The 18076-nt window shown below is 44.5% G+C and carries 18 protein-coding genes, 1 tRNA gene and 2 rRNA genes; 11 read left to right on the forward strand and 10 right to left on the reverse strand.

Translation table 11 applies throughout. The annotated features are described in order from the left end of the window. The coding region (locus H6759_00005) for a hypothetical protein (GenBank protein ID USN52463.1) at positions 1-1490 on the reverse strand (1490 nt) is incomplete at its 3' end. Positions 1491-1579: 89 nt separating this feature from the next. On the opposite strand from H6759_00005, the gene H6759_00010 reads away from it, so the two are divergent. Both H6759_00010 and H6759_00015 read left to right on the forward strand, forming a co-directional pair. After that, a complete protein-coding gene (locus H6759_00010; protein ID USN52464.1) occupies positions 1580-2155 on the forward strand; it encodes a DM13 domain-containing protein in 576 nt (191 codons plus the stop codon). Between the two features lie 42 nt (positions 2156-2197). Then, positions 2198-2284 (forward strand) — tRNA-Leu (locus H6759_00015). A 100-nt stretch (positions 2285-2384) separates the two neighbouring features. Here the strand turns inward: H6759_00015 and H6759_00020 are convergent. Beyond that, positions 2385-2690, reverse strand: coding sequence for a hypothetical protein (locus H6759_00020; protein USN52465.1), 306 nt, complete (start codon positions 2688-2690; stop codon positions 2385-2387). Positions 2691-2791: 101 nt separating this feature from the next. Continuing rightward, on the reverse strand, positions 2792-3124 hold the full coding sequence (locus H6759_00025) for a hypothetical protein (GenBank protein ID USN52466.1): 333 nt from the start codon (positions 3122-3124) through the stop codon (positions 2792-2794). A gap of 174 nt (positions 3125-3298) precedes the next feature. Here H6759_00025 and H6759_00030 point away from each other — a divergent pair, with 174 nt between their 5' ends. Further along, a complete protein-coding gene (locus H6759_00030; protein ID USN52467.1) occupies positions 3299-3754 on the forward strand; it encodes a hypothetical protein in 456 nt (151 codons plus the stop codon). 111 nt (positions 3755-3865) lie between these two features. Next, positions 3866-4390, forward strand: a complete 525-nt coding sequence (locus H6759_00035) for a hypothetical protein (protein ID USN52468.1) — start codon at positions 3866-3868, stop codon at positions 4388-4390. A gap of 61 nt (positions 4391-4451) precedes the next feature. Here the strand turns inward: H6759_00035 and H6759_00040 are convergent, their stop codons facing one another. Further along, a complete protein-coding gene (locus H6759_00040; GenBank protein USN52469.1) occupies positions 4452-5192 on the reverse strand; it encodes a hypothetical protein in 741 nt (246 codons plus the stop codon). A gap of 104 nt (positions 5193-5296) precedes the next feature. Continuing rightward, positions 5297-5857, reverse strand: a complete 561-nt coding sequence (locus tag H6759_00045; GenBank protein ID USN52470.1) for a hypothetical protein — start codon at positions 5855-5857, stop codon at positions 5297-5299. Positions 5858-5996: 139 nt separating this feature from the next. Here H6759_00045 and H6759_00050 point away from each other — a divergent pair, with 139 nt between their 5' ends. Beyond that, complete coding sequence (locus tag H6759_00050; protein ID USN52471.1) at positions 5997-6440, forward strand: hypothetical protein; 444 nt, start codon at positions 5997-5999, stop codon at positions 6438-6440. Beyond that, the gene (locus H6759_00055; protein ID USN52472.1) at positions 6433-7197 is read left to right on the forward strand and encodes an NAD-dependent protein deacylase; all 765 of its coding nucleotides are present in this window, start codon (positions 6433-6435) and stop codon (positions 7195-7197) included. Before H6759_00050 ends, H6759_00055 begins: the two co-directional genes overlap by 8 nt. A 57-nt stretch (positions 7198-7254) precedes the next feature. Here H6759_00055 and H6759_00060 read toward each other — a convergent pair whose 3' ends face one another. From H6759_00060 to H6759_00075, 4 genes are all read right to left on the reverse strand, one after another. Continuing rightward, on the reverse strand, positions 7255-7431 hold the full coding sequence (locus H6759_00060) for a hypothetical protein (GenBank protein ID USN52473.1): 177 nt from the start codon (positions 7429-7431) through the stop codon (positions 7255-7257). Between the two features lie 2 nt (positions 7432-7433). Next, positions 7434-8882 carry a hypothetical protein gene (locus H6759_00065; GenBank protein ID USN52474.1) on the reverse strand — a complete coding sequence of 483 codons (1449 nt, stop codon included), beginning with the start codon at positions 8880-8882 and terminating at the stop codon, positions 7434-7436. Between the two features lie 142 nt (positions 8883-9024). Further along, on the reverse strand, positions 9025-9174 hold the full coding sequence (locus tag H6759_00070; GenBank protein ID USN52475.1) for a hypothetical protein: 150 nt from the start codon (positions 9172-9174) through the stop codon (positions 9025-9027). 4 nt (positions 9175-9178) lie between these two features. After that, on the reverse strand, positions 9179-9658 hold the full coding sequence (locus tag H6759_00075) for a 23S rRNA (pseudouridine(1915)-N(3))-methyltransferase RlmH (GenBank protein ID USN52476.1): 480 nt from the start codon (positions 9656-9658) through the stop codon (positions 9179-9181). Between the two features lie 596 nt (positions 9659-10254). Between H6759_00075 and H6759_00080 the strand changes: the two genes are divergently transcribed. The 3 genes from H6759_00080 (at position 10255) to H6759_00090 (ending at position 14556) form a co-directional block, all read left to right on the forward strand. Beyond that, positions 10255-13288: ribosomal RNA gene (locus H6759_00080) — 23S ribosomal RNA — on the forward strand. A 228-nt stretch (positions 13289-13516) separates the two neighbouring features. Further along, positions 13517-13635 (forward strand): 5S ribosomal RNA (rrf, locus tag H6759_00085). A gap of 102 nt (positions 13636-13737) precedes the next feature. Beyond that, positions 13738-14556, forward strand: a complete 819-nt coding sequence (locus tag H6759_00090; protein ID USN52477.1) for a hypothetical protein — start codon at positions 13738-13740, stop codon at positions 14554-14556. 28 nt (positions 14557-14584) lie between these two features. Here H6759_00090 and H6759_00095 read toward each other — a convergent pair whose 3' ends face one another. Continuing rightward, positions 14585-16030, reverse strand: a complete 1446-nt coding sequence (locus tag H6759_00095; GenBank protein USN52478.1) for a flippase — start codon at positions 16028-16030, stop codon at positions 14585-14587. Positions 16031-16094: 64 nt separating this feature from the next. On the opposite strand from H6759_00095, the gene H6759_00100 reads away from it, so the two are divergent. Together H6759_00100 and H6759_00105 are read left to right on the forward strand one after the other, a co-directional pair. After that, a complete protein-coding gene (locus H6759_00100) occupies positions 16095-16814 on the forward strand; it encodes a hypothetical protein (protein ID USN52479.1) in 720 nt (239 codons plus the stop codon). 12 nt (positions 16815-16826) lie between these two features. Beyond that, on the forward strand, positions 16827-18071 hold the full coding sequence (locus H6759_00105) for a hypothetical protein (protein ID USN52480.1): 1245 nt from the start codon (positions 16827-16829) through the stop codon (positions 18069-18071). Positions 18072-18076 lie beyond the last annotated feature (5 nt).

Genomic DNA, 18076 nt, shown 5'->3' on the forward strand with positions numbered 1-18076 from the left:
GAATAGTTCGTTGTATTGTTAAACGTGATTACAGGAAAACTCTTACTCAATAAGACATTGCCGTAATTATCTTTGATATAGCCTTGGTATTGAGCAGTTGTCTGACCACCTGATTTGGTAACGTTTTCTGTGAGATAGCAGTTCGTCGTGTTTGTACAAATCGCACGCATGCTGCCATTTTGATCGTAGATCTCTAAACGATAGCTTGTGCTTGGAGCATTCGTAAGTTGCAAGTTAAAGCCAACGCTTTCGCCGTTTGTAATGTACGATTTACTTGCGCTTGTTGTGAGTTGGTAGTTGTTATTGATGTTGTTAATGCTAATACGTGAGCTGTAGGCAGCAGGGATTTGTTCATTGTTATCGTTTTTCACGATGACGTAAAAACGTTCGCTGTTTGAGCCATTCACTGCATTGATTTGGGCCGTATAGGTACAAGTACGAGCGTCATAGCAAGTGTAAAGGAGAGTATTGTCGCGTTCGCGGTAGAACTCCATACGTAACTGATTATCAGCTACGGTTACATTTGTTACGGTCGCTGTAAGAATCACGGACTCACCATTGTTTACATTTGTTTTGTTGGTCTGAAGATTTGATGATCCTGAAGAGAATGTTCCGTTTGAATAACCGTTAAAGTAAATCACCTGTGAGTATTCACGCGCCATCTCTTGATTATCAGAAGTGCGTTTCAATACCATAAAGTATTGGACCGTGTTTTGATTGGTAGTATTACGATAAGGACGAACAGTCGTATCACAATACGTTGTATTATCGCATGAACGAATACTAGAGCCGTTACGCGTGTCCTTGATCTCTAAGCGGTAGCTATAGGATGGTACGTTAAAGACGCGGCCGCTAAGTGTGATGGATTCACCTTCGTTAATCGAATTACGGTCTGTTGTAAGCGTGACTGTTGATGGATTATTTGGGTATGTTGGATAATCTGGGAAAGGATTATTTGGTGTACCGTTGTTAAATATCGTATCGCTTGGATTGCTTACACCATTGTATTCGTTTGAAACATTGTAATCGGAAAAGGAGTATAGCGCGCTACCCATTTTGTAATTCGTAAAAAATGTATCTGGTAGGTCATGAACTTGTTTTGCCCAATTATATCCGTACAAGTTAGATGCTACAGATTCTGAAGCGATAAGACGCAAGTAACCACCTTTTGAAACAGCATAGGTACGTGGGTCGGTGTTGATCTTAAGAAGCTTTGCGCCTGGGCGATAGGTGACGTTGCCACCGATCGTTATGGATGAAAGTTCTTGATCGCTAATAATCTTTACCTGAGAAAAATCAGAGAACCAAGAATAATACGTTCCTTCGGTAGGAAAAACATAACGTTTGCCGTCCGTTGCATACCAATAGACAGCGCTATTAGAAACGCCTTTGATGGCAGAATTAGTAGATATAGAGGCTGCCGAAGCTGGGGCTTTTGGCGCAGCGATCGCAACAACTAAGAGCGCGATAGCAAGAAAACGTGTTTTCATAGTCATATGAGTATTGTATGCATAAAATAAGGATTTCGTCAAAGAGCTCGTTGTTCAAATGTGAGCTATTTTGCTATTCTTTGCAACGTATGAAGAAGCAAATGCTGACAGTTGGTATCGTATTAATGAGCCTCACTTTTGGCTGGGCTTTTTTACGTTACGGCTATTATATTGGGTTTACGCCAACAGAATTTGCCTTAGCTCGTATGGATGACGGAGAAAAGCGTCTTGCACTCACCAAGGCGCCAACGGGTGAGGTGGTTGTAACCGAGCTTACAACCGAGCAAAAACAAGCAGAAAATAACTACTCCATCGAGGTATTAAGTGAGGGGATACCAGAGCGTATAGCAAACTTCACTTCTGCTGACGATACTTCTGTAGAAGGCATGGTAAGAATTGTAAGCTATAATCAATTACTTTATGTTGTTTTTGATGAAAGCGTCACTCTTACGCCTGCACCTACGTTGCGTGTGTACCTAACGAAGAATGGAACAGGCACTTTTGGTGACAATCAAAATAATACGGTTGATTTAGGCGAGCTTAAATCAGCACGCGGGACTCAAGTATACGAGATCCCATCTACGCTCACGCTCGATGAGATCAAGTCTATCGATATTGTAAATGTGCCGTATCAGCTCACCTTGGCAAATGCTGTTATCAATTGACCAGATTTAAAGTCCGCGCTACCGTGCTGGCACAACAAAAGAGCTGGGATGGCGAAATTGGCAGACGCACTAGGCTTAGGACCTAGCGACCGCAAGGTTATGAGGGTTCAAGTCCCTCTCCCAGCACCACGTAAAAACCGCAGGAAAAACCTGCGGTTTTTACGTGGTGTTCACGTGGCGCGCCGTTTTTAAAACCACAGGATTTCCTGTGGTTTTTGTAATCAACAAACTAGTTTGTTGATGCAGGAGTAACCTTTAACGCATCAACTTTGGCTTCAATACGTTCGAGGCGCTCAACGATATTTTGGATTTCTGGTTTGAGATCAGGTCTTTCTTGAGCAGGGCGAGCTGGAAATCCTTTTGCCATCGCAGAAAGCGAAATGCCGGTAAATGAAAACACGATGGCTAGTACAGCGATCCACATAACAGCAGCTGTAGGAATATGGCTTTCGGATTTCTTTTTAACGATAACGGGTGCTGCAGATTTTGAGGCAACAGCCTTAGGTTTTTTGGAGGTGCGTTTTGTTGTGGGCATAAAAGAGCTATATAAAGATGAATCTATTATAGCATAATTTCGTTTTTTATTTATGCACAAACAAAAACATGCCCCGAAGGGCATGTTTTTTAAGCGTGATATTAGTTTGTGTCATTGAGTTCAGAGAGATCTACATCTTCTCCTTTAGCGAAAGTGTTAGGGTCTAGGGGCTTATCGCCAACTTCATGGATTGGACCTGATGTCTCTATCATAGCGTTAATATCTCCAGATGCTGATTTAGCATTGGTAATAGCTTTTTGCCAAGAATCTTCTTCGTGCAAGTCGTGAATATCTTTAAGCGATTCGTTCACTTCTGGTGATGTTTCGCCGGTATTTGGCTCTATTGCATTGATATTTGCTGCCTGGGCTTGACTGAGTGTTTTCATGGTTTCACCAACAGGTTTTGGGATTCTGTTCATTGCTTGTTCATTCATAGTATTTTTTGCTTGTTATTTATTTGTACGGCACTTGATTTATAATCATATAATATCACAAAAATGGCATTTTGTCAATCTATATAAAACATCTATAACTAGCTAAAAACTTGACATTTTTATAAATTAATGGTATTCACTTAGAGTCCTTTTGCAGCGTATTGGAGGTAGACCATGGGTATCTTGCTCAAATTTCGTCCACGGCAAACAGATCCTTGGGATGCATTTCTGAAGATCGTTAATAATCCTGTAACGTTCGACGTTATTGGGATGGTAGATCTCAGTCATTCACCTGAGCGTAAGCACGATGAATCCGTTACGGGCGCTGACTTGCTCTTTAAAACATCAGCATCTCATGCGGAGCTTGAAGAGCTTTGCGAACAACGCAAACAATTAAGTGTTGTTTGGGAGTTTTCTCTTGAACGCATGGACCTTAAGAAGTCGGCAGGGAGGATTCATAGCCTCACCGTTGGTAAGCAAGGTCTTTTGGTCCGGCTTCATTTTGTTAGAGATTTCGATCTCCATTTGCCAAGTAAAATAAAGGCAGAGCACCTACCTCGATCATTTCTTGCAAGAGTAGTAGGAGCGCAAGACAGAATTTGTCTTTCGCTCGCTAACAGCTCTTGTTGAATGTTATCCTTTTCAGATTCTCTACCGCCTGGCTCGTCTGGGCGGCTTTTTCATTGACGAAAACATTGATTTAGAACAATGATAGCAAAAGTTCTTTGCAAAGAGGTGACCATGACAAATCCATCCGAAGATGATGTAGGAGACAATAGGGTAAATCGACCCAGCTACTTTTTGTTAAAACAAAAGCCTTGGCAAATCCTTCATCACATTATCGATGAAGGCAAGGGTGTGGAGCTACTCTCTGTGAAACGTATTATACAGAGACGTGATCATAACCTCTTTCGGTATTGGAAGTGTTTTGATGAAGATGGGCAGGGGATAGAATTACAGCTCCTTCTTCGAACGAATGTTTATCAAGACGAAGACTTTGAGAATTGGATCAATACTTCATCTTCTGATGCTAATGAATGGCTCGCGCTATGTATACGTAATGATAGCGCATGGGTATGTGGGCCAATTGTAGCATTCAAGAAGCATGAAGAAGGTGTAGTGATCCATATCTATCTATTCGTTCATGATAGAGAGTTGCCGCCAAACCCTGCGGTGAAAAACTTTCAACTTAATCGCGTGCTCATAAAATTTGGTTCCGAATTGAAAACGCGTAAAACTGTTTATGCAAACACTTCTTCTGTATAACCGCCTCGATGAGGCGGTTTTTTAATGGCAAAAGACCTCCAAGGAGGAGGTCTTGCAGAAGTTATGAGAAAATCAATGGGATGATTTCTTCGAGGGATTGCTCAATAGCAACCGTTAGAATATGTGCTGTACTCGGCTTAATGATGGGGTTTAACTCTATGGCGACTTTTCCGGAGTTACGCACCATCTCTACGAGGCCATGTGTGTCGAGAGTATTACTATTTGCTCCAATGAGGATGAGACCGTCACAGTGGGTGATAGCATGAGTAATAGCTGGGTAGACTAGGATATCGTCTTCAAACAGCGCGATATCATGCTTTAAGCCGCCACGACACATAGGACAGCTTTTTATGTTCAGTTGTGCGGGTAAGCTGTGGTTACAACTTAGGCATCGCCAACGATGAATACAGCCAAAAACTTCAATAGTTTCTGAACCGGCTTTTGTGTGTAGTCCGTCTACATTTTGCGTGATGAGATAGGGGTTACCGCCATCTTGCTTTACGCGAGACAGGTAGCTCGCGATCGCATAATGAATACTGTTTGGTTTTGCATATCTCATCGCAAAGCGTTCTCTTTCGAAGTACTCAAAAATACTTTTTGTATTTGCATGAACGAATTCTTTGCGAGAAATGTCGCCGCAATCGCACTGATCCCAGAATCCAATCGGACCCTGAAAATGAGAAAGCCCACTTGGTATGGAGACACCAGAACCCGTTAGTATGAGTGGATGTCTTAGTAAGCTTATCTCCCTTTTTGCTTTTGCATGGAGGGCGTCAGCTCTTCTTTGGTAACGTTTTAGCATGAGTACCTCCTGAAAGTGCTAAAATAAATGTAGCAAAATTAGGAAAAGCGTCAATCCAACAATAATAAAAATAAGCAGATCGACTCTGCTTATTTTTATTATGCTTAAGCGGCTTTTTTGATATCAGGTGTTTCTTCATCAGAGACTTCTTGCGCTTCTGCTGTCATGTCAGGAATTTCTTCTAGATCCGAGCTTTCAAGCTTTACAGTGCCATCATCCATCACTTCTCTTGCATGCGCTGTCATGTCAGGAATTTCTTCTAGATCAGCACTTTCAAGTTTTATACTACCGTCATCCAGGATTTCGCGGGCATGCGCTGTCATATCTGGGACTTCTTCAAGGTCTTCGCTATCAAGAGCGATTGTTTCACCAGCGTTGATTGCGGCAAGAATGCGCTTTTGAGCAGCTTCATCTGATTCGGTTGCTTGTTTATTTAGGTTCACGAGACGAGTATTGTTTTCTTTCGTTGCAAGAAGATCTTGCAATGAGGGGCGTTTAGCGGTGTCAGCGGCTGCGACTTCGCGTGCATTTTCGACAAGTTTTGCATCCGTTGGCATGTCCGTTGAAAATGGTTGATCAAGCTTTAAAAAATCTGGCTTATTCTTTACTGAAGCTGGAAGATCTTCTTCGTTAAATGGCTCACTGATTTTGTCGAATTGGCCCATAGATAGTTGAGATATTAAATAAATAGACAATAAAAGTTTAGCTTAAGCGTAGGTATCTTGCTATAGCGGTGAATATTGACAAAATGCATAATATAGTATATATTAGCCATCGTTCACAGCACCTTGAAAGGAGGTTGCAATGGTCATTGATTTTGCCAGCCGGAGAGATCCAGCTGAAAACAGGCTCTCACTGTTGCGACGCTGGTTTGGTTCGTGCGAATCTGCGCATTACCTGCACAGCCGCGTACTCAGAGATGAGGATGGAAGTAACTACCTCATCGTTCACGTGACGCTAAAGTCACCACTTCACCAAGAGGTCGACTTTGTCGGCGATGACTGGAAGGATCTTTTCATCGCCAAAGAAATCCGCTTCGGATTTATCATGACTGATGCGGCCGTCATCGACTGTCGCCCGATTTGGGCGACGAAGCATCCCGATTATATGGAGCTCGTCTGTCTCGTGAGAGATCAGACCAAGACCAACGGATCTGCAACATTCATCGCACCAAAGATGATGTTCTTGGCGGATGATAAGCATGCTACTCACCAGGTGCCTGTCGTGGAGGATCATTCCCATGAATAGCACTGATATCGCGCGAGCACGTGATGCCATTTTGGCAGCGCGTGACGTTGTCTTTCTCACCGGCGCCGGTATTTCGGCGGCGAGTGGTGTCCCGGTCTTTCGAGGCTCGGGCATCGTGTGGGAAGGCAAGCAAGCAACGGAGCTCGCAAACGCAAAGGCGTTTGCTGCAGATCCAATGCTCGTTTGGTCGTGGTATTTGCATCGTCGTCAGGTGGTTGCAAATGCTAGCCCAAATGCAGCACACCAAGCGATCACTGCTTGGCAGCCCTGCGAAGGCGCGATGAAGTGGTTATTGACGCAAAACGTCGATGACCTCCATGAACGCTCTGGTAGCAAAGACGTGACACATGTCCATGGCGACCTTTGGTTCAATCGCTGCACCAAATGCGGCAAGCAACGCGAAGACCGGTCGCTCCATTTCGATGAAGTGCCTCGGTCACCTTGTTGCGACGAACTCGAGCGTCCTGCTATCATTTGGTTCGGAGAAACGATCTCTGAAAACGAATGGGGGATGATGAACTCCGCGGCAGGCTTTGCCGATGTCATCATCGTCATTGGTTCTAGCGGTGTTGTCACAACATCCGTTAGGTTCATTGAGCGTGCACGACGGGCAAAAGCCATCGCTAACAAGCTCAAAATGTTTCAGACTCAACGCGATCTGACCGTTATCAACGTAAATCTAGAAGACTCGTTGATTAACGCAGATATCGTTCTACGCGATAGAGCAGAAGTGATTCTGCCAGAGCTTCTTCAGTGAAGAACGCCCAACTAAAAAAAGCCCCACGCCAGTTCTATGGTGTGGGGTATTTTGTTTCTACTTTTTCTTGTTTAAAAAATCTCGGAGGTTGTTGAGAGTTGCTTCTTCGTCTACGCCCATGTCAATTTCATGAAATTTTGTGTCTTTTTCATCCGTACCGTCTTTTGTGATGAAGCGGCCCTCCATTGCTTTATTATCATCGAGATTCTGTGTCGTTGTTTTTGGTGTTTCCATAGTTATTTCGAAGTTAGTGCTTTTTCTAAGAGCTCACGATTTTTTCCTTTCGACGGACCTGTTTTGGTTAGATCGATACTACCGTACCAATCACTGCCAAGCATAACGAGTTTTCCTGCGTGTAGCGCACCTTTATAATCAGGATGTTCTTGACCCGAGTCTTTGAGTTTTTGACTAAAAGACTTTGCTTCCAGCTTATCTTCGAAAATGTGCCATTCATCAGATTTATCGCGGCAGAAAAACGGACCATCGATTCCGGCTCCGGCTATCTCTTGGGGAGTTCGGCCAGATTTTAATTGCTTCAAAACATCTGACAGCGGTTTCTCTAGCGCAGGGATTTTTGCTTCTTTTACCCAATCATCTTTTTCATCATCAAAACGTTCTTCGTAGAAATCCATTGTCGCCAATATAATTTCTAGTTTATCCGAATAATGTTCGGCGAGTTCTTCGATGCTAGATTCGTCATGATGATTCTTATCAAATTCAAATCCATAAGATGCCCATGCATATCCGCCAACGCTAATATTTGCGTGTAAATCCATTCGCTGAATACCCATAGCGTCGTACTCAGTAAGAGATTCTTTCAATACTTTGCCAGCAACACCTCCTTCTTGAACGCTATTTGGTAGAGAAAAGCGTTCATGATAAACAGACTTTTCTACTTCACCATCTTCGCGCTTTCTTTTTGTGATGATGCGATTAATATCACATTGCTCACCTTCCTGATCAAAGTAGGCAAGTGTGAGTTTTGTTTCACCAAAGACTTCTCCCGTTTCTGGATCAATCGACATATCTCTTACATTGATAGCACCTTGACCTTCGTACATGTCGTACTCTAGAATATCTGTTTTCGTTCTTAGATCGCAAGACTTAGCAAACGACGCTGCATTTGGTCCCATGATCTCGTGTACAGCGATAACGTTTTGCAATGTGGTGCTTTCGACGGCTACGGGTCCGCCTTCGTGTATCGGCTGTTTGAGTTCTTGCCAAAGCTTTTCTATAGATGCGGAAAAGGCCGGTTCTTCAAAAAGCTTTTTTGCGAAGGGTCCAATAGTTTTCTCCCAATCAGAAATAATACTAGCTTTCATTTCTGGGTTTTTTATTGCTGCTTCTCGTACCGTAACAAAGTCATTTGCTGAAAGACTTTCAAATGTCATATTACTTGCGAGATCTTCGGGTGTACGTTGCTCTACATTGTTTTCGTTTTGTGTTTCAGTAATTGCGAGTAACTCATTGCTTAATTCGGTTTTGGCATTCGCGAGCTCGCTGATATAGTCTTTGCGAAAAACATCCTCACCTACGAGATCTTTTAATTCATTAGATTGTTGTTCAATGGCTTTTTCTGCCTGAATCAAGACCTCGTGAGAAAGTTCTTTTGCGTTTTGCTCGTGTTTATTTGCCTCAATAGAAGCGATGCCTTGTTCTCGATGGTTTGTTGATTCTAGGTTCATAGGTTTTGTTTGTTGTCTTTGGCTTTGCGTTTTATCATTTCGAGCTTGTCGCAAAACGTTATCCAGGCCTGTTTCATTTTTTCAGCGCGTTGCAAATGATCATTATCACGCTGTACGTATATACGAAACGGATTAGGAATTATCATAGCTTTTTACGTAGCTGCTCAAGTTCGTCGGCTGTTTCTTGCTGATCATTTTTTACAGCGTTTTTAATAGCATTCTTTTTTATGGATATGAGCTTTTCTTGAAAGCGGTTCCAGGCAGCTTTGATGCGCTGTTCAGCAGTAAGCATAATCTTACTTATGATACTCCTTGCCCTTCAATATCGTAAGTCCACGATAGAGTTGCTCGAGCAAAACGATGCGTGCGAGAGCATGCGGCATGGTTAAAGGCGATAGTGAGAGTGAGATATCTGCGCGTTGTTTGACGCGGTCAGAGAGTCCCCATGAGCCACCGATGAGAAAGGTAAGTGGACGAGCGCCAGATTCGGACCATTGTTCGATCGCTTTAGAAAATGTAGCACTATCGTAGGTCTTTGCATGTTCATCCAAACAAATCACAAAGCTGTTATTGGGGATAAGTTTTAAAAGTTCATCTGCTTCACGTTCTTTTGTTTGTTGTAGGTCTGGTTTGGCAGAGCCTTTGTGACCTTCTTTTCCCTCAAAGAGTGTTATGGTAGAAAAGGCTTGTAAACGCTTGATATATTGCGCTTCGGCAGCCTCTTGCCAGGGCTCTTGAGGGGTGCCAATTGCACGTATCTGGAGGATTGGTTTCATAATAAGAGTTTCGCGGATTTGGCCTTACTTGACAATGTCTTCTGAAGTCTGTAAATTACCGCCACATTCAGTTGACCACGTCCCACGAATTCAGCACGAGCTGTTTGGCGAAAGGGACCTCTGGAGAACCACAGTCAAGAACGTCTAAAAACGTTCACAACTCTCTCGGCCAAATAGGCCACGGATAGCCAAGACCACGGATCTCTCAGAGACCGAGCTTGGCCCCCGCCAAGCTCTTTTTTTCACCTCAAGGTTCGCGGTACGACGACCAGAGAACGTTGCCTGATCTTTCAGACGCCGTTCCTTGGCCGCCAGAAGCAATTCTCGACCAAGTGCAATTTTGACAACAGAATATTGAAAAATGCATACAGGATCATTTTTATTCTCCAGAATAAAAAATAAGATCCAGTTAGAATTGTACGTAGAACATTCAACTGTTTTATGTGCAAGGCATAACATTGCACTTGTAATTATAATCGTAACGAGTTAAATTTGATCGTTTAATCTGAAAAATATAATTGTGCATCCTCTGGACGCTTCTTCTCGCAAGAGAAGATGACGTGTACCAAGACTTCAACTTGGATAACCGGATGGACGAAGCACGTAAGGGCATACGGTGGATGACTTGGCAGTGAAGAGCTGATGAAAGACGTGGTAGCCTGCGAAAAGTTTCGGGGAGGTGGCAAACAACCTGTGATCCGGAAATGTCTGAATGGGGAAACCCACATGAGTAAAGCTCATGTACCCACACCTGAATACATAGGGTGTGAGGGAGGCACCTAGGGAAGTGAAACATCTCAGTACCTAGAGGAAAAGAAACAAACATAATCGGACTTTTTGTCACTCATGATCAGCAATGGTCGTGGCGTGACAAAAAGTCCGAAGGATTCCCTGAGTAGTGGCGAGCGAAACGGGACAAGCCTAAACCTATAAAAACTAAATTTTGAACTGAGACTACGCAAGTATTCCGCAGACAAAATGGCGAGCTTGGGCTGTCGTTTTATAGGGGTTGATGGGACCAACTGTGCTTTCCCCCAAGGGAAGCGCATTTAAGACGCATTATATAGTTGAACAAACTGGAAAGTTTGGCCAAAGACGGTGATAGCCCGGTAGACGAAATATAGAGCGCTAGATGAGTTGAGATCCAAAGTACTACGAGGCCCGAGAAACCTCGTAGGAAGCAGCCACGACGATGTGGCAAGGCTAAATACTCTTCCTGACCGATAGTGAACCAGTACAGTGATGGAACGTTGAAAAGCAGCCCGGGAGGGCGATGAAATAGTATCTGAAACCGTATGCTTACAAGGAGGTGGAGCGGGCGCAAGTCCGTCACACCGTTCCTATTGAAGAATGAGCCAACGAGTGTGCTGTGTGTCGCTTGATTAAGTCCCTGCGGGGATGAAGTCACAGTGAAAGCGAGCCTGAATAGGGCGTTGGTGGCACATACACAACCCGAAACCCGGCGATCTATCCATGACCAGGTTGAAGCAACGGTAAAACGTTGTGGAGGACCGAACCCACGAGCCGTGCAACACTCGGGGATGAGTTGTGGATAGCGGTGAAATTCCAATCGAGCTGGGTAATAGCTGGTTCTCCTTGAAATAGGTTTTGGCCTAGCGGTGGTTAATAGCAAAGTGGGGGTAGAGCACTGAATGAGGTCCGGGGCGCAAGCTTACGTACTTCAACCAAACTCCGAATACCACTTTGTGTTCCCACCAGTCAGTCCATGGGGGCTAAGCTCCATCGGACAAGAGGGAAACAGCCCTGATCGTAATCTAAGGTCCCTAAATTAATACTAAGTGTGAAAGGTGGTCGGACGGCTTATACAACCAGGAGGTTGGCTTAGAAGCAGCCATCCTTTAAAGAAAGCGTAACAGCTCACTGGTCAAGCTATCCGGCGCCGAAAACTTATCGGGGCTAAGTATTATACCGAAGATACGAACTGTAATTGTCCTCGGACTTTTACTTTGGTAAAGGAGCATTCTGTTCAGCACTGAAGCGAAAGGCGCGAGCCATCGTGGAGCGTACAGAAGTGAGAATGTTGGCATAAGTAGCAAAAATGGAGGTGAGAATCCTCCACATCGTAAACCCAAGGTTTCCAGGGCAACGCGAATCGCCCCTGGGTTAGTCGGTCCTAAGGTGAGGCCGAAAGGCGTAATCGATGGACAGCAGGTTAATATTCCTGCACTTCTATAGATTTCCAATGGAGAGACGCATCCTTCAACTACTCGAGATTCTCGGAATGAATCTTTGGGGGTCAAGGGGTGCCTGATAGGCAAATCCGTCAGGCATTAGCCTCGTGATCATCGCGAGTTTATCGAAAGATAAGCAAGGGGTGGGACTGGGGTGCCAAGAAAATCTTCTAGGGCTAAGTCTATAGAAACCGTACCGCAAACCGACACAGGTGGGTGGGCATGAGTGTGCTCAGATGAACGAGAGAACCCGCGTTTAGGAACTCGGCAATACAGCGACCGTAACTTAGGGATAAGGTCTCCCCACAGCAATGTGGGGCGCAGCTAAAGACGCAAACCGACTGTTTACCAAAAACACAGCTTCCTGCTAAATCGCAAGATGAAGTATAGGAAGTGATGCCTGGCCAGTGTCAGAACGTTAAAGGGAGAGGTCATGATCGCAAGATCGGCAGCCTTGAGCTGAAGCGCTGATGAACGCCGGCGATAACTATAATCGTCCTAAGGTAGCGAAATTCCTTGACGGGTGAGTTCCGTCCCGCACGAATGGCATAACGAGTTTGCGACTGTCTCAACGTGGGACTCGGCGAAATTGCAAGTGGGGTGAAGATGCCCTGTATGCGCAGTCAGACGAAAAGACCCCGTGAAGCTTTACTACAATTTGATATTGGGTAATGGCTTGGCATGTTCAGTGTAGGTGGGAGCGTAAGCACCAATGAGACACCACCCTTGCCTCGACATTATTCTTATCACGAACCATGAATCTGGTTTGTGAAACAGTATCTGATGGGTAGTTTAACTGGGGCGGTTGCCTCCCAAAATGTAACGGAGGCGTTCACAAAGGTTAGCTAGGCGCGGATGGAAATCGCGCTGATCCTGCAATAGGACAAGCTAGCTTAACTGCAAGGCCAACAAGCCGAGCAGATACGAAAGTAGGATATAGTGATCCGACCGTACGATATCGGACGGCGGAAGCTCAACGGATAAAAGCTACTCCGGGGATAACAGGCTGATCAGGTCCAAGAGTCCACATCGACGACCTGGTTTGGCACCTCGATGTCGGCTCATCGCATCCTGGGGCTGGAGAAGGTCCCAAGGGTTAGGCTGTTCGCCTATTAAAGCGGTACGCGAGCTGGGTTCAGAACGTCGTGAGACAGTTCGGTCTCCTGTCTACTGTGCGCGCGGAATGTTGAGGGAACTGGTCTCTAGTACGAGAGGACCGAGATCAACGAACCTCTAGTGTGCCGGCTGTCCTACCAAGGGCACCGCCGGGTAGCTACGTTCGGTGCAGATAAACGCTGAAAGCATCTAAGCGTGAAACTGTTCCCAAGATTAACATTCATTATTAGGACCCTACGAGACTAGTAGGTTGATAGGCTATATGTGTAAGGGCAGCAATGTCTTCAGCAGAGTAGTACTAATCGTCCAATGCTTCGACCATCCGGCTAGGATGGAAGCGCAATTATTGTTAAACAATCAGAAATAAACCAGTGCGACCAATACATACATAAATGCAATGGGACTGCCTTGCACATACAACAGCTGAATCTCATCATGATCTGATGAGCTTAAGCGATTCGATCGTCAATTCTAACAGCATTTTTCAATATTCTATCGGCCCCAGCAATGTTTGGGCGACCGACATTTGAGGACATCCATGCCCTTAAATGCCGGTGGCTCAAGCCAAGAGGTCACACCCGTTCCCATTTCGAACACGGAAGTTAAGCTCTTGAGCAGCGATGGTACTTGGACCCAACCCGGTCCTGGGAGAGTAGCCCGTTGCCGGACCACACAGTAAACCCAGCGAAAGCTGGGTTTTTGTATTGTTTGCATTCTTTCTTTATATTGCTAGGATGCGAATGTTTTGTACATTTACCGGAGATTGCTGAGATGAGTGAAAAAGCCGCTAAGAATGAGCTGAAAAATAAGTATCCGCTCAATAGCGAGATCTTTCAACTATTCTCGAAGTGCATTAACGCATTTCTATTGCCATCAAATTCAGTCTTTAAAAGGGCGTTTGATGCTAACGAGTCTGACGTGCTTGATATCGTGAGTGTTAAAGAACGCTTCTCTCAAATGTCTAAGTCTGAAGATTTTGCAGAGCGTTTTATTTTTGCTGCGCATGCAAAGCAAAAAATGAATACTGCACCTCATCCCGCTCTAAAAAACTTTGGTAGTGCCTGTCTTTATGGTGCTAGGAATAGAAATTGGGATCCAAACTCTTTAGTAATTGGTCCTGCTTGGTTTGGTGATGATACGATCTTGCGTGTTTCGGTAAAAATTATCGGACCAACGCTTATTGATGATCGTGTTCATTTGAAAACGGCTGCAGCAATTACCAGATCGATTATTGGTCCAGAGACCAAAGTTGAAGAAGGCACCACGATAAAAGACGCTGTCATCGGTGGAGAGGTGTTTATAGGCTCTGGAGCGCGTCTCACGAGCTTTTCTGAAGATGACCCATGGCTTGGTGCACGGGTAATGACGGTGTGGAATGATAACCCTCGTTATAGGGGCACGTTCGATACAGGGCGCTTACGCTTAGGCCCTGTGATTGGAGATAGGTGTCGCATTGGTGCGAATGCCGTTCTAAAGCCCGGTGTAGTTTTGTATCCTGACTGCGTAGTTCCGGCAGGTGCTCATTTGCCGGCTGGGATTTATCCTGATTGTGACTCAATCAACGATGCCCTTGCGGCGAAAAAATACTGAATAAACCCCCGTACCTACGGGGGTTTTGCTATGGAACTAGAATGGTTTTTTTTGCTTTTAGATCATCGATGAGTTGCTTTGGTGCGGCACCTAATGCGAGAGCTGTTACAAGGTAGGTAGTGGCGCCTGCAAGCACAGGTACACCTACCCAGTAGCTTTTTGTAAAAAGGATAATAGCCGTCATTGGAATACAGGCAATAAAAGCAAGAAGGGTGACTTTTGGCTTATAGATGATCCTGTGAGCTTGATGAGTGACGGTAATATTCGCGATAAGAATGAGTGTTTCAAAGACTACGGTGAGCCATGCAGCAGCCCAGATTCCGTAGCGTGGGATGAAATAGGTATACGCTATAATCGCTATAGTAGATACAACAAGATAAGGAGGAATCATTTTGCGTTGAGCGTCGATAGCAATGACTGCATGCGAGAAAACAACGTTTATAAAAGTCACAGCAATGGCGACGGAGAGGATAGAAAGTGCACGGCCAGCATCTACAAACTCAGGTCCAGAAATAGCAATCAACACTTCTTTACCAAGAAGAACAGACCCAAAAACAATAGGAATTGCGAGAAAAACCATCCCATCAATCGAGTGACTAATAAGGGTTGAGAATGCGTCGTATTGTTTTTTCATCCAGGCATTACTTAAGATTGGTAAGATAATCCCTGCATACATAAAAGGGATGGTGATGAGCACCTCGAAGACTCGATACGCGGCACCATAGAGACCAACTTCTGCTTGGCTTCGGGTAAGACTGAGGATAAAGGTGTCTGCTTTAAAGTAAAACAAACCAAGTAAAATCGTTACACCAACGGGCCAAGAACGTTTGAGCGCCATCTTCCAAAAAGCGGGGTCCCAGTTCCATGAAAAGTTTGAGTATTTACGCGCATGATAAATATTAAAGGTAAATAAGATGAGTGACGAAAAAGTAATCACCCACATCATGGGGATTAGACCAAGATTATAATGAATAACAGCTAGTACACCGATGATGGAGATGACACGGCCAAGTACTTCTGCGATAGCGGCAGACTCTAATTTTAATACTTTTTGTTGTGCGCCTACGACAACCTGATTCATGCTCGGAAAAACAAAAGATCCAGCTAAGGCAAATACAGCAAGTTTAATGTGCCACGAGTAAGGGAACGCGAGCACGGATAGTGGCGCAATAACGAAAAGCATGGTGATTGCTAAAATCACTCGTAGCGTAAAGAGTGCGCTTACGCAGCGTTTTTGAAATGCCTCATCGTCTGCGTGTTCGCCAAGTAGTGCGACCAAGGTGACATTGAGTCCCATGTCCAAAAAGAGCGCAAAGAACTGTAGATAGGTATTTGCCGTTGTATACGCACCAAATCCTTCGGCACCCAAGGAACGTGTCATGAGGATAATCAGCCAGATTCCGATAATGGTAGAGAGGATTTTTCCTGCCACCTGGATACTCGTATTCCAAAGGATTTTTTTTGCGAGAGACATGGTTGTATTGTACCGCATTCTCTTCTATCGCGTATATGGATAAAACTATGATATAGTTAAGCGCATGAAACATGCTTTTATAGCATTTATTGTACTTTTTGGTCTTAGTCCAGCGCTTTTTGTATACGCTCAATCAGGATCAAGTGCTCAGTACAAGAGTTTTGATATGGGGACGGTACCTGCCACGGTAGAGGCTTCTTCGCCGGGCTATATTTTAAATGGGTCGGTAGAGGCAATTGTTGGCGAAGGACTGACCAGCACAAATTATCAAGGCGGAGCAGGATCGCCCGTTCCTCAAGAACCAGATGTCGTTGTACCTCCGGTGCCTACACCAACATCAGGCGGAGGGGGCGGTTCTGGTGGTTTGGGTGATAAACGAGCACCTACGTTGCGACATCGTATTTGGACGTATTTACCGGTAGGCGTTATTAACGGTGAGCGTGGAGAAGCGGGCGGAATCGTTTTTTTAAACGATTCTACAGTAGGTATTGAATATATAGGCGCTTTACAATGGCAGAAATCTGCTCATCCTCTAGGTTTAGGAAACAATCTACTCTCCGCTCGTTCGCAATACGGTCAGCAATATTCAGAAAGAACAGAGTCCATTATGCGACGCAGGTTAGTAGGTGATGTAAACGATAGTCAATATGTTGATGATATTGATCTATCACTCTTTTCACGTGCTTGGGGCAAACCAATCCCTGAAGCTGACTTTAACGAAGACGGCAAGGTGGATGATCTTGATCTTTCGCTCTTAGCTAGTCATTGGCATCAACGTTTCTAATATCTTTACACTATGAAAATTGCTCTTTCTCGCCTTCTTTTAGGCTTAATGCCAGCGTTTATCGTTGGGCTGTTTGCTACTCAGGTTCATGCGGCAACGGTTTCTATACAGGCCCCTACTGAAGTAACGCTTGGTCAAACATTTCAGGTGAATTATGTTGTCCAAGGTGCGCAAGCCGTTGATACGGTACGATTAAATGGTACCTATAGCGCCAACTTACTTGAGTTAAAAACGTTGTCTTTGTCCAAGGCGCTTGATAACCGCTCACCATCTACTGGGTTTAATCAACAAAATGGCACCTATTCTTTTGGGGCTTTTACTGTCGCTGAGCCTGCTAATGGCGCAACGAATGCAGGTGTCTTTACCTTTACGGCAAAAGAATTGGGTACGGCCACAGTTGCGCTTCAAGGAGATTCTTTAGTTCTCGCCGCTGGGGTAAACCAACTGGTAGGTGTCGCGAGTGCACAAATTCGTATCGTTGCCCCTAAAAAAGACGATATCGTAAGAGTGCCGCCTAGTAGTGTAGCCACGACGACAGATTTTTTTGTGGCAAGCGCATCTCATCCAGATGAAGATCAATGGTACACGAATCGTGAGGTAGATATTACCTGGGATATTTTAGGAAAAGGGCTCACTTCAGTTTTTATAGCATTTGACGATCAGCCAGAGGGACCAGCTACAGAAAAAGTAGAGAATAAAGGCGAGAAACGTTTTATAGCGCCAAAAGATGGAGTTTGGTATGCGCACATTATCGCTACTTTTAACGACGGAAGAAGACTTAGACGTGACTATCGTTTACAAATAGATACGGTTGCGCCAAAGCCTTTTGCATTAAGTGCAGATTTTGAACAAATTGACCCTAACGTATCAAATTATCTACGATTCGCCGCCCTTGATGAGACGTCAGGAATCAGTCTTTATCGCATTTACGATGGTGATAAACTTGTAACAACCACCACAGAGCCTTTCTTTTCTCTAAGTGGTCTTACGGGCAATCGTGAGTTTACGGTAGAAGCCATGGATCTTGCTGGAAATGTCACAAAAAACTCTACGAAAGTAAGGCTGGGCGCAATGCTTACTAAAGAGGAAAAGACAAATGTGTGGTGGACTCTTCTTTTTGGGATGTTGCTTGTTATGCTGACAGGATTTATTGTTGGTATTTTGCTCATGAAGCGAAGAAAAGAAGAAGAAAAAGCAGATGTGAAAAGAACATCTTTATCCACAAGGCGACGCAAAAAGAAAAGCGTTACGAAATAAAGAAA

The organism is Candidatus Nomurabacteria bacterium, assembly GCA_023898425.1.
GTDB lineage: Bacteria > Patescibacteriota > Patescibacteriia > 2-12-FULL-60-25 > 2-12-FULL-60-25 > HK-STAS-PATE-2.